Consider the following 13100-nt stretch of genomic DNA (forward strand, 5'->3'; position numbering starts at 1 on the left):
AGAAATGCCACAATATACATTATCACATTCGGAGAAATCAGAAGGATGGACTTCTTTTTGGACTTATCTTCCAGATGGAATGATTCGTTTGAACAATAGATTTTACACTATTAAAAACGGCCAGTTATATCTTCATAACGAGGACACTGGCGTGCGTAATAATTTTTACGGAGTTCAGCATTCTTCTAAAATTGTATTTTTCTTTAATGAATCAAGCGCGGATGATAAGATTTTTAAGACTATGGTTTTGGAAGGAAACAATCCGTGGTCCGCTATTGTAAAAACAAATTACTCCAACAGTTCAATTAAAAAAGAAGAATTTGATAAACGAGAGAGCCGTCATTTCGCCTACATGAGAAAGAATGAAGATGAAAATGATTTTCATGGAAACTCTGTTCAGGGAATTGGAGTTATATCTTCTGTTACCGGACTTGATATAACTTTTAATCAAGTTTCAGATTTTGTAAGTGTTGGCGATAAGCTTTATCAATTGAATGGCAGCAATAATGAACTAATAGGAACAATAGAATCAATTGATGGATCTGTTATAACTGTAGATGCAATTGTAACCGCTCCTACTACTGGATTATATTCATTCTCCAAAAAAGAATCACGTATTGAGGGCGGTGAAGTACGCGGCTATTACATGGAAGTAGAACTCATTAATGATGATACCGAAAAAGTAGAATTATTTGCAGTAAGCACTAATGCCGTGAAAAGCTATGTTTAAAATAAGATATTTAAAACTGGAAGACTATGATCTACTATGCAAATGGTGGAAAGAATGGAACTGGGATATACCGCCAAGAGATTTTCTTCCTGAGAACGGAACAGGCGGTTTTATGGTTGAGAAAGATGGCATTCCAATAATAGCCGGATTTATATACTTTACCAATAGTGCTGTTGCTTGGAGCGAGTTTATTATTTCTGATAAAGAATACAAAAATAAAGATCGTAAAGAAGCCAAACAGATATTAATTCATGAATTATGTGAGCTGGCCCGAAAAAAAGGAAGCAAGTACATCTATACGGTGGTAAAGAATCAGTTTTTGAAAAAAGATTATCAAGATGTTGGATTTATCGAAGGAACTGTTAAAGTAGATGAAATGGTTAAGGTTCTATGATTTCCCTTCCCTTATTTCCTTTCTTATAGTCCACCCTATAGTGCTGTTATTGACAGCTTCAAAAACCGCTTGTTGATATTTACGGCATTCTTCAAGTGTGATTTCTTTTGCTAAAAACTTTTTAATAGCTTCCTGATATTCTGCGTTTGCCTTGTCAACATCAGGATCGGTTTCAAATAATTTTCCTTTATATAGATACTTTTCTTCCATTTGGTAAAATTAAAACATAGTGCTTTACCAAAATGTTATTTATTGTAACAAAATAAAAAGCTCTCATTTATGAGAGCTTTCACTATAATTGAAATAACAGCTTACAAAGAACTAGCTTTTATTCTTACAATTTTACCATCCTGCATAACAACTAGATCGCTGTTATTTTTCTTTTTAAACTCAATTAATTTTTCAGAAACTTTGTCCATTGCTTCTATGATCTTCTTCTGAGTTGGTGTAGTTGTTGTTTTTTGTTTTCCCATAATTAATCATTTTTGAGTTTATCGAACTTGATTTCATTTTTAACTTTAATATTATTGCCTAAAGTTTATTGTTCTATAAATTCATTCTGTATTATCAGAAATAATATCCTCACTAAATGTATACAAATATACCAATAAATTAGTTATAAATTATAAAATGCCCGTATTGCTACGGGCATTTTGTCTACAAGTGTTCGGAATTTGATTGCTGCTAATTTTTTTACAGGTGATTTTTTTAGGCTGTATAAATTCTGAAATCACTTAATCGAATAAATACCCACTTATACCGTATGCAAAAAAATCATCAAATTCCTTTCTAAAGGTTGTGGAGAATGACGGACTTGAACCGCCGACCTGCTGTCGAATTATTTGGGTTTACTCTCCTTTCGGATAACCAATTTTGCAACCGCTCTAACAACTGAGCTAATTCCCATTTTTATATTTTCAAAAATATAAAACATTTACATATTTAGTGCAATTAATTTATACTAAAAATTGATTACATTTGTACTTAGTATAAATTATTTCTATTATGGCGGCTTTAACTACAACAGCAATCGGCACTGGATTAGCTACTTATCAGGCATATCAAGGAGCAGAAAACAAACGAAAAGGAGAAAAAGCTTTGCGTGATTATGAGCGACAAGATTTAGATGCTTCAAATCCGTATCAGGCAATTCCAATTAGTACAGTTGGAAGTGACCTTATGCGTGAAGAATCTCAAAGAACTTCGGCAAATGCTATTGATGCTATTCGAGGAATGGGTTCGCGAGGCGCTGCCTATCTTCCAGGAATAGTTTCTGCTAACAATGCCGCTACCAGAGAAGCTAGAGCATACTTAGATGATCAGATCACTAAACGAAATTATGCTATAGCTGGAGATAATGCCGCAATCAGATCGATGAAAGAAAATCGTGAAGAAGCTGACTTGGCTGGATTAGGCAATCAAATTCAAGTTGGACGTCAAGATATGTGGAGCGGATTCAGAGGACTTGGAAATGCTGCAATTTATGGAGCAAACAACATTGATTTTTCAAAAGAAACCCCTGTCGTAGACCCTATATCGGGTAAAATAAAAACAGTAGGAATTGCCCCATACAAAAGCGCATTGCCAAAAACAGACTTTTCTAAAATTTATAATACCGGATTTTAATTATGGCTACTCAGGGAACATTTACGGCTTATCGTCAATTACGTCCTCTTGAAGGTGATGTCTCTCAAGATATTCAACAGCAGGAAGAAAACAATGCGCATAGAAGAGCTGAAAAAAGAGCTGAAGATGCTATTGCACAAAACAAAAAAGATAAAGCTGATAAAGAGAAACAAGATCTTTGGAATAAATATGTAAAACCATTATCAAATTACGATACTGGATCTAAAAGTTTAAATGAAGCTCAGGGCCGTCTAATTATGGAAGCTCAGAAGGAGTACGTTCCTTTAATGGAAACACTTAATAATCCCAAATCTACAGATGAAGAAAAGTTAAAAGCATCTTTAAAGCTTCAAAACATAAATAATCTTCCAGACAATCTTGTTGCAATGACCAAAAGTTTGACTGATCGTGATGCGGTAATTAGGAAAGGTGTAGCAGACGGCACATTATTTCCTGATCCAGCCTATGAAAATAACTTTCAAACTGGTTATGAAAACAAACTTTTGGCATTGGATGAAAATGGATATCCAATGATTGCTTTTAAAAATCCCGATGGGACAACTGATTTCGAAACGTATGATAAGATACAAAATGTAGTTCCAAAGTATGATTTCCAAAAAAGATTTGATCGCGATAAGGAGGTATTGGAAGCTTCAACAAAATTACAGCCAGAAGTCAATCAGACAGACGACGGAGTAACACGTACTAAGACTACTGCTATAAATCCCCAATTGCTTAAGGAGTATGTAAATAACCAGTTATTTGAATCAGATGGTGTTACTCCTACAGCGAAATTAAAATCGTTTGCCCGTGAAGCAGGTATCACAGATTACACGGACACTCAGGCTTTACGTTCAATTGCAGATGCTTTTGAAAATGACATAAAATTACGTGTTAAAGGCGGTGTCGAAAAAACAAGAAACTTTAATACCCTAGACCAACAGAAAGAGGCACGTCAAGCAGCAAAAGATGCTCGCCAAGAGGCGAAAGACAATGCAAAAACTGCAGTTGAAAGAACTCAAACAACATTCGATTCTTCGATGCGAAAAGATGATTTTACTGGAAACGTATTAAAAGCAGATGTAATAAAACCTAATATGATTGGAATAAAAGGCGAAAATCTGAAATTCAAAAATTTAGGAGGTAAAAACTCTAAACTAAACGATGGGTTTATAACTGGATTTGCGATTGATAACAATAATAATATAATTGTTACAGGAAAAGCTCTTGTCAATAAAGGCCAGAAATACAAAGCAGGTGAAGATTATAATGTATCTCCTGATGGAACACTAACACTAAATAGCTATTCAACGGGAAATAGTTATGGAAATTTCAGAAGAAAAGTTAAAGGAACTGAATTAAATGACCTTATAAGCCGTGCAGGTTATTCTAGCGAACAGGAACTTAGATCAGAACTTCAAAGGATAAATAAAAACTCCAATAAAAACACTCCGTCTACAACTACAGTTAAAAAAATTAAAATCGATTATTAGTCATGCCAGATCCAAGAAGAAAATTATACGACGCATTAACATCAAACAATTTTGATTTAGGTTCTTATGATGAATTTAATACAAAAATGGATAGTCCTGAATCAAGAAGAAAGCTTTTTGATGCTGCCAGTGCAAACAATTTTGATTTAGGCTCTTATGATGATTTTGAATTAAAGGTTGGAGGTAAAAAAAAAAAGAATTCTGGATCTGCTTCTCCTGGTCCAAATTCGGATTCGGCACCAGCCAATGGTTCTTCGGGTTTTCCCGCTATTGAAAAACCTTTCGAGGAATATATCCCGAAACCTAGTAAAGCAGGAAAAAACAAAATTCGTGAGGAACAGCTTCGCAAGGAACTTGCCAATGTAAAAGTCACTCCTGAAAACATGGATATAATCTCGTCTAAAACAGACGAGCTTTCTGCATTACAGAAAGAATCTGAAAAACAAAAGAAAGCCGACCAAAACTATAGAGTGAGCCAGCTTGAAAATTCATTCTATAATGCTACACAAAATAATGACGATGATGCAGTGGCTGAACAGAGACTTCAAGATGCTGTTCAGGTAAAAGGCGTATGGAACAACGTCAAAAACATAGCTAAAAAAGCTTATAACACTACTATTGAAAGTATTGCAGGAACTACACCTGGAGCTTTAAGCTTATTGCCATACAGAGCAGATACAGATCCTTTGGCTGATGAAAAGAAACAAGTAGTTTCTGAGGCTAAAAAAAATCAGGAGAAACTTTCTGATCAAGAAATCAATCAGCGTGCAGGAGAATTATTTAAAACAAAACAAAAGGACAATTTATTTATTGATCGTGCGAATTCTTTTTTAGATGATCTTCCAGAAAAAGACAAACAGCTTTTAATGGTGGATAGAGCTGAAAAAGCAAATCATTTGGAGGAAGACAACCTAAAAAGATTAAAGGTTACATCTGCAATGCGCAGAGTTGCTGAAAATAAAATTTATGAATATAAAAGCATTGAAAACCAACTGGCAAAATTTAGAGATAATAATCAGCCATTGCCAGAAGATCTATTTAAAAGATATCAGGATTTAGGCACTGAAATAAAAAATATTGGTGCTGAACTTCAAAAGAATGAGGATTATATTCTTAAGAACAGGAAAGATCTCGGAACCGCTCAACAGGAACTTGACTTATTTAAGCGAGAATATGGCGATTTAAAAAACTTTGTTGGAAACATAGGTGCATCTGCATCTGAATTAGGTTCTGGATTGTTGGGAGCATTCAATTACATTAATAGCCTTAGCCCTAATGCAATGGACCAAGTAAGAGCATTAAGCGGGCAAAAGATGGTTTCTGACTTGGATAAAAAAATTGCGGAAAATAGAGAAAATCTCCGCAAGCCTGTTGACCAGATTGAAAGCCTTGAAGGGTTTTACAACTATGCTTCTGATCTTGTAGGAAACCAACTTCCTATTTTAGCTACTACTGCTACTGGCGCAGGAGGATTGGCTGCACTTGGCGCTTCTTCTACTGGGAAGAAATTCACAGAAATGAATGATGAAGTATTGTCTGGAAAAGCTAATTATTCTCCGCTTGAAATGGCTTCGGCTCCACTTTTATATGGAGGTGCTGAGGTAGTTTCTGAATTGCCTACTATGGGTATTCTAAAAAAAGGAGGACGTGTTTTAGAATCTATTGCGAAAGGAGAAGCTGATCTAATTAAAAAAACTGCAGCACAAAAAGCTAAAGATTGGGCCAAAGATTTCGGGGTTGACATGAGCAAAGAAATGTCTGGAGAACAATTCACAAATTTTGCACAAAATTTCAATGATAAATATGTTTTAGGCAAAAAAGATGTAAACCTATTGGATAATACTGGCCAAGTATTTAAAGATACTTTTACGCTTACTTCAATTTTAAAAACATACCCACATATTTTTGGTGCAGTTGTCCGTCCTTTCCAGTCAAAAAATGATTTAGGCACATTAGACGAAAACTCTAAAAAAATCATTGAATTTTCAAGGCAATTAGAAAATGAAGATCTTACTGACACAGAAAGAAAAGTTATTGAAAAACAAATCGAAAAGGCTACATCGGACAGTTCAAAAATTGTTGCAAATACTATTGGAAAAATTGATGGCATGCCCGCTGAACTTTACGACGAGGTTATTCGTTTAAATGGACAGGCAGGCGAAATTAAAGCTCAGGCACAAGAAATTGCCGACGGTAACCTCCCTAATAAAAAACAATTATTGGAAGGTCTTCAAGAAGATTATAAAGCATTACAGGAACAGCGAAATTCTATTGTTGAGGGCAAAACATCTGCTGTAGAGGTATTACCATTAAAGGAGCAAGAAAAGCTTAAAAAACAGGCTTTGGAAGATTTGGTTACCGAATTAAATCCAGATGGTAAAAAAGACATGACTATTACCAATGAACAGGTATTGGAACGTGCTAATGAAATTTATGCGGATTCTAAAAAAAATGAATCCCAACAAACAGAAAAAACTGCTGAATCAAAAAGTGAGGTAAATTTACCTTTAGATGGCACTCAAACTCAGAAAAATGGTTCAGAATTAGAGGGTAATTACCCTCAAAATGAAAAAACGGATAAAAAACCAATTGTAAAAGAAAGCCGAATTGTAGAATATACAAATGGTAAAGGAGAAAAAGAGACTTTAAATACTGCAGACATAGAAGTTTCAGAAGACAAACAAAATAAGCTTTTATTTACTGAGAATGGAAACCGCATTGGCCATATTGAAATTAGCAAGCCAGAAAATGGAGAGGTAAGCATTAAACTTTCTGGAATATTCAATCCTTCTTTAGAAAAAAAAGGCATTGGAACCATAATGTATAAGCAGGCTGCCGACTTATTGAAATCAAAGTATAATCTGGACCTTGTTTCTGACAAGCAGAGAACTCCTGAATCTGAAGCATTATGGGCCAAATTAGAAAGAGAAGGAAACGCGGTAGTGATCGGAGATAAGACTACAGGAAACACATCAGATTATCAATATAAATTTGTTCAAAATGAATCACCGGCAGGAAATGATGTTTCTACTGATGGAAACGTTCGACCTAGTACTGACAGAACAGCAAGTGAGGGGAAAGAAACACGTTTACAAAATACCCCTAACGCTCCAACTCGCAAAGGAGAAGTTACAAAGAAACTCCAAAAAATAAATCAGGAGACTTTTGGCTTAGATAGAAAACAGTCTAAAGCCAGTACTGCCATTATGGAAAAAACCATTGAAACAATGGCTGAAAGATCAGGCATTTCTAAAGAAGAAATGTTTGATAAGCTTATTTTTGAAAAAGGAAATTCTGAAACTGCAAAAGAATTGTCTAAGAAAGGAAAAGCATTATTTCAGATTGTTGGACAAAATGCAAAATTGGCTTCAGAAATAAAAAATAACCTATCTGTTGCAAGAAGTATGGAAAAAGGGGGGAAATCTCCTTTAGAAATCAGATTAGCGACTGGATGGGAAAAAGGTATAGATGGTAAATGGGGTTATGAGTTGGATAGCTCTAAAGCTAACCTGAAAAGAATTACCCCAAAAACTGAAACTATAGGTGAAGCTTTAGATTTTGATGAGTTATTTGAGGCATACCCTGACTTAAAGGATATTAGGCTCCAAATCAATAATAATATGAATTCTATAGCTTCTGCTTTATTGAAGTCTAATAGAATCGTTATTAACCCTAGTAAGATAGAAACTTATAGAGAGATTTTGCCTACTCTTTTACATGAATTACAACATTTTATTCAGAATAAAGAAGGTTTTGCACAAGGGGGAAATCCTAGAGAAGTAAGAATTAGATTAGAAGAAGCAATAGATAAAAAACCTAAATACAAGAACGTTCTAGAAAAAATTAAATCTTCCTTATTTGGAAAAAATTCTAACCCTTTAAAAGCGTTTGAAAATTTAAATTCCATTCAAGATATTTTAAAGAAAAGTGATTTTGATTTATATGAAAGTCTAGCTGGAGAGGTACAGGCTAGAAATACCGAAACTAGACAAGGCATGACACCTGAAGAAAGAAGAAACACATTGCTTTCCGAAACTGAAGATATCAAACGTGACGAACAGATTGTTCTTTTCCAAGGAGAAAAAGGAGCCATGCTTGCGGAAGATGGAAAGTTTATTATTTATGCTTTGGAAGATCCAAACGTTTCTACTCCACTACATGAACTGGCTCACGTTTACGAACATTATTTGACTGATGCCGAACGAAAAACTATTTTAGATGATGCAGGTCATAAAGAATGGAATCGTGAAACGTCAGAGCATTTTGCACGTTCATTCGAAAAATATCTTGCTGATGGCATAGCTCCTAATCCAGAAATGAAATCAATTTTTGAAGATTTCAAAAAATGGCTTACAGATATATACAACGGCATTACAAATAGCGAAATTGACATTAAGCTTTCTCCAGAAATGCAGAAAATTTATGATATGATGCTTGGTGCGCCAGAAACTAAAAAAGCTAATTTCAAAGGAAGTGAATTTACAATTGAGAAAAAGGCAAATGGCGAAACAAAAATTATCAAAAAAAATGGCAAGGAAGTAAAAGAATATACCTGGAGAAAAACAAAAGACGGCAAAAAACGCGTTAAGAATGCTAACTATTATAAAATTTTAGCGATTGCTGACGGCAATATGACTGAAAATGAAATTAATGAAGCCAATAAAAAGCAGATTCAGGAAAGTATTGATAACTTTATACCCTCAAATGAGTATGAAGTTGCTTTGCTGGAGATAGCCAAAGGAACTAAATTTTCAAAAGAAAGCCTTGAAAGGGAGTTAGGGAACAAAGATTCCAATTGGGCCAGCGATCAATTCTTTAAAAAGAAAATGGCAAGCATCGAGAATGTTGCAGAGGGAATTGTTGCTGAAAATGAAGATTTAAATTTAGACGAACAGGAAGTAAGAAACGCATTAATAGACATTCTAGGTTCTAATGAAAATTTAGATTCAGTTAGACAGCAGTTAAATGAAAACTACCAGAAATCAATCGATCCTTATTTTGGTTTGACTGAGCAGGAAGCAATAAATGCTTATGAAGAATTTATGACAGATTCTGAACGTGCTTTATTCGAATCAGTACAGGCGGAAGAAAGTTTAAGCGAAGAGGAAAAATTACAATATTATATTGAACAGTATGAAAAATCAATCGAATCAATCCCAGAAGAAGACCGAGCAGAAATCTACGAGCAATTCGAATCCGAAAGATCAGAGCGATTACCTAATTCGCCAGAAAGCAATGAGGATAGCAATCGCGAAGAAAGCAGCAGAGAACAGAAAACTGAAAAAGTAGAAGAAAAGTCACCTACAGAGAAATTCTTAGACTGGCTTGACGAAATGGAAAATAATCTAGACCAATTTGGTAAAGAAAACCTATCGTCTGGAATTCCTATTGTTGTCGCCAAAGCTGCAATACAGGCAATGCGTGCTGCTGTGAAAGCTGGTAAGACTGTTGCTGAGGTAGTACAGTCAGGACTTGATGCATTAAAGAATACCGATTGGTATAAAAGCTTAAGCGATTCTGAAAAAACTGAGGCTGAAAAAGATTTCAATGATACCTTTGGAAAACCTCAAATTGATCAGGATAATCTTCGCCAGACTGAAAACTTAATGAACAGATCTGCTTCAGAAAATATTTCTGAGGATGAAGCATTTGAAGAAGTTTCTAAGACATTTGAGAAAGAGCGTGAAGAATTGCGCAATGAAAAGCCGGCAAAGGAACATTTGCGTGATGCTTATAGAAATTTTGTAAAGAGATTTACCGATCGTCAGTATTTATCGAAATCACTTTTATCCAAATCCGGATTGCGAAATACCAGAAATCTTATGATTAATGCTCATGGAGCTTCTGGTAAGGCTAAACTTATGTTTGAAGAAGCATATAACAAAATCTATAAAGGATTAACACGTGAGGAACGAAATACGTTAGATGAAATTATCCAGGCTAAACGTTTTATTGCCATTGATGAAAATCGTGAGCAAAGAGGTCTAGAACCTGTCTCGCATCCAAATTTCATTGATAAAAACAAGTCTGAAAAATTCCTTTCTAAGCTTGAAAAAAACTTAGGCGAGGAAAAGTATAAAGACTTGGAAAAACGAGCAAAGCAGTACTTTAAAACATACAAAGATTTATTGCAGCAGGTTTATGATAACGGCCTTATTTCAAAAGAATCTTTCGATTCTATGAATAATGTCGATTACCAGCCACGTGTATTTTTAGAATTTGTCACAGATTTTAATGGTGATTTGGCTCAAAATAAAAGAACAAATAATCTTGAAACTGGAGGATTGAGTTCTGATCAGATTAAATCAATGAAAGAGGGTGATGCAAACAGCTTGGTTTTGAATTCTGAATGGCTGCTTACAAACTCATTGCTTGCGCGCCAAAAAGCAATTGCAATGAACAACCTCAACAAACGTTTTATGACTGAGGAATATCCAAAAGCATTAAAACGCTACGAAGCAATTGACCCGAAAAACTTTAAAGATAAAGAAGAGGAACGTTTCTATAAATATTTCAAAGAGCTGTCTTCAAAAGTAATTGATAATCCAATTGTTGGATATACTGATAGCGGTAATCCTAAATACAAGTACGATAAAACTCCTGCTAATTTCCAAAAAGCATATTATTATGTTGATGGAAAACAGCACCAGTTCTTTTTGGAACAGGAACTTTATGAATCTTGGGTTGATAAACTGGGTAATTTCTTAGATTCTAGAGCTAAAGAAGCTTTATCATACGCTACTGGTTCTGCATTGGTAAAAGCTATTGCAACAGGAAATAATCCAGCATTCCCTATTGTCAATACTCCTAGAGATTTTATGTTTACAACTACTTTCTCTGACCAGTATAGCAATTTTGTTCCAAAAGCAATGCTTCAAGTTGGAAAAGATGCCTTAAAATCGTTTAAAGAACTTAGAAATGCTGATAATAGTGATGTTCTTAAGAAATATATAGAATACGGCGGTGCAATGGATTTTTTAAGTTCAGAAGGTAGATTAAAAAAGAATTCTGTTGTTGGCCGTACAATTGAAAAATTGATTGATCCAAAATTTAAAGATGCAGCAAAAAACATTTTTTCAAAAGTTACTCTTTCAAAAATATCTGAGTACAGTGAAATGATGTTCCGTTTAGGTATATTCCAAAGATCAATTCAAAATCAATTGAAAGATTTAGGATTAAATGACATTTCAGAAGTTACAGACAAACAGCAGTTGGATGATATTTACAACGAAGCTGTTACCAATGCTAGAAGCATTTTAGATTTCAATCAAGGCGGTAATGTGACTAAGGATTTAGAATCTGCAGTTCCTTATATAAATGTAGCTTTTCAGGGCGGGCGTGTTGCAGCAACAGCATTCGAAAGAGATCCTGTAGGTACTACTTCAAGAGTATTGCAGGTTGCTACGTTGGCTTCTGCAGTTCCTATCGGAATTTCTTTAGCATTGTTAAGCGCATTTAAACCAGACGATGAAGAAGATAAAACTGCTGCTGAAATATACTTGCATGCTATGGAAGGAATTAGCACTTACCAAAAAAGTAAGTATATGAATATTCCTGTTCCTATTAAAAATGCAGACGGCGAATACATGGTTATTAAAATTGCAAAAGCGCAGGAGCTTTCGCCAGTAATGTCTGTTACAGATGATATTTATAATAATATGATTCGCAGTTTTACTGGACAGCAGAAGAAAACTGCAGGAAGAATTTTAGATGATGCTGCATTTACTTTCAATAGCAATGTAATGCCTATCGATTTTACAAGTCCGGCAGGATTATTTACAAGAACACCAATCGTAAAAGGAACTTTGACATACACTACTGGTTACGATTTTTTCAGAGACGAACCTCTTTCAAACGATATTGGAAAAGTTCCATTGCAGGTTGAGGGGTTAAATAATCCTAATGTTGAGGATTTCTATAAAAAAATTGGTGATAGCCATAAAGTGTCTCCAATAAGAAGCAAGGCATTTGTTGAAAGCTTGATTACCGGACCAAATACGAATCCATTTGTTGGAATGTTATATGGAGGAATGGATGCAGCTGTGTCAGATAAAGGAATGAAAGAAATTGGTAAGGATTTGGTTAATTCAGTTTATAAATCAACTGGAAAAAGAATTATAAGCTATCCTTCAGATTTCAATAGAAAGCTTTCAGCAAGAAAAGATCTTCAGGAAAAAATCGATAAAATAAATATTGAAAAATATAAACAGAAAGCTGAGTTTAATCAGTTGGCTAAAGATTATATCAATAAAGAGGTTACCAAAGAAGAAGTAAATGCAAAGCTGAAAGAATTAGATCCTGCTGACAGAAAAAGAATGTTCAATAAAATAAAAGATAAGATTCGTCTTAAAGGAATTGACGGAGCGATTATCGATATTAAATATGAACAGGGAAATGATGTAAAAGCTCTAATGATTATGCATTACTACGGTGATATTACCGATGGAAGCAAAGACAGCAAAGAAGTTATACGCCAGATGAAACGTGCCAAAGGAGTTCTTACTCCAGGAGTAATTCTAGAATACAAAAAGCTGAAAAAAGATCTCGAGAAATAAAAAAAAGCCTTACTATCTTAGTAAGGCTTTTTGGTTTTAGAACTGTGCTTTAAATTTTACTACAGTTTTAGCAGCAATTTCTACTGGCTTTCCTGTTTGTGGATTTCTACCTACCCTAGCTTTTCTTTCTGCAGTTGAAAAATTACCGAAACCTTGAAGTGATGTTTTACCATCATTTTTCAAGCCTCTTTGAATGTTGTTTAAAACACTTTCTACTACTTTTTTAGCATCTACTTTAGTTAAACCATTTTCAGCTGCTACATTCTCGATTAATTGTGATTTAGTCATAACATAAGATTAGC

Annotated in this window: 8 protein-coding genes and 1 tRNA gene; 5 read left to right on the forward strand and 4 right to left on the reverse strand. The window is 34.5% G+C overall.

Features of this window, described 5'->3' with window-relative positions:
• The first annotated feature begins 4 nt into the window (after nucleotides 1–4).
• The gene (locus tag ACNRYB_RS20680) at nucleotides 5–730 is read left to right on the forward strand and encodes a hypothetical protein (protein WP_473728577.1); all 726 of its coding nucleotides are present in this window, start codon (nucleotides 5–7) and stop codon (nucleotides 728–730) included.
• Nucleotides 723–1124: a hypothetical protein gene (locus ACNRYB_RS20685; RefSeq protein ID WP_473728578.1), complete on the forward strand. Its 402-nt coding sequence runs from the start codon at nucleotides 723–725 to the stop codon at nucleotides 1122–1124. The genes ACNRYB_RS20680 and ACNRYB_RS20685 overlap by 8 nt, the downstream gene beginning before the upstream one ends.
• On the opposite strand, the gene ACNRYB_RS20690 is transcribed toward ACNRYB_RS20685, so the two are convergent.
• From ACNRYB_RS20690 to ACNRYB_RS20700, 3 genes are all read right to left on the reverse strand, one after another.
• Entirely contained in the window at nucleotides 1119–1334 is a 216-nt protein-coding gene (locus ACNRYB_RS20690) for a hypothetical protein (protein WP_473728579.1), read from the reverse strand. The genes ACNRYB_RS20685 and ACNRYB_RS20690 overlap by 6 nt on opposite strands.
• Before the next feature lie 101 nt (nucleotides 1335–1435).
• Nucleotides 1436–1597: a hypothetical protein gene (locus ACNRYB_RS20695; protein ID WP_473728580.1), complete on the reverse strand. Its 162-nt coding sequence runs from the start codon at nucleotides 1595–1597 to the stop codon at nucleotides 1436–1438.
• Nucleotides 1598–1923: 326 nt separating this feature from the next.
• A tRNA-OTHER gene (locus tag ACNRYB_RS20700) sits at nucleotides 1924–2029 on the reverse strand.
• A 100-nt stretch (nucleotides 2030–2129) separates the two neighbouring features.
• On the opposite strand from ACNRYB_RS20700, the gene ACNRYB_RS20705 reads away from it, so the two are divergent.
• The 3 genes from ACNRYB_RS20705 to ACNRYB_RS20715 are packed head-to-tail and all read left to right on the forward strand — an operon-like array spanning nucleotide 2130 to nucleotide 12798.
• Nucleotides 2130–2750 carry a hypothetical protein gene (locus ACNRYB_RS20705; protein WP_473728581.1) on the forward strand — a complete coding sequence of 207 codons (621 nt, stop codon included), beginning with the start codon at nucleotides 2130–2132 and terminating at the stop codon, nucleotides 2748–2750.
• A 2-nt stretch (nucleotides 2751–2752) separates the two neighbouring features.
• Entirely contained in the window at nucleotides 2753–4243 is a 1491-nt protein-coding gene (locus ACNRYB_RS20710) for a hypothetical protein (protein WP_473728582.1), read from the forward strand.
• 2 nt (nucleotides 4244–4245) lie between these two features.
• Entirely contained in the window at nucleotides 4246–12798 is an 8553-nt protein-coding gene (locus ACNRYB_RS20715) for an LPD23 domain-containing protein (RefSeq protein WP_473728583.1), read from the forward strand.
• A gap of 36 nt (nucleotides 12799–12834) precedes the next feature.
• Here ACNRYB_RS20715 and ACNRYB_RS20720 read toward each other — a convergent pair whose 3' ends face one another.
• Entirely contained in the window at nucleotides 12835–13086 is a 252-nt protein-coding gene (locus ACNRYB_RS20720) for an HU family DNA-binding protein (RefSeq protein ID WP_473728584.1), read from the reverse strand.
• Nucleotides 13087–13100 lie beyond the last annotated feature (14 nt).

The organism is Flavobacterium sp. CR10 (assembly GCF_055814415.1).

Excerpts from the sequence above, each read along its gene's own strand:
- ACNRYB_RS20680 (WP_473728577.1), top strand. The coding sequence starts at position 5 with ATGCCACAATATACATTATCACATTCGGAGAAATCAGAAGGATGGACT.
- ACNRYB_RS20695 (WP_473728580.1), bottom strand. The coding sequence starts at position 1,597 with ATGGGAAAACAAAAAACAACAACTACACCAACTCAGAAGAAGATCATA.
- ACNRYB_RS20685 (WP_473728578.1), top strand. The coding sequence starts at position 723 with ATGTTTAAAATAAGATATTTAAAACTGGAAGACTATGATCTACTATGC.
- ACNRYB_RS20710 (WP_473728582.1), top strand. The coding sequence starts at position 2,753 with ATGGCTACTCAGGGAACATTTACGGCTTATCGTCAATTACGTCCTCTT.
- ACNRYB_RS20720 (WP_473728584.1), bottom strand. The coding sequence starts at position 13,086 with ATGACTAAATCACAATTAATCGAGAATGTAGCAGCTGAAAATGGTTTA.
- ACNRYB_RS20705 (WP_473728581.1), top strand. The coding sequence starts at position 2,130 with ATGGCGGCTTTAACTACAACAGCAATCGGCACTGGATTAGCTACTTAT.
- ACNRYB_RS20715 (WP_473728583.1), top strand. The coding sequence starts at position 4,246 with ATGCCAGATCCAAGAAGAAAATTATACGACGCATTAACATCAAACAAT.
- ACNRYB_RS20690 (WP_473728579.1), bottom strand. The coding sequence starts at position 1,334 with ATGGAAGAAAAGTATCTATATAAAGGAAAATTATTTGAAACCGATCCT.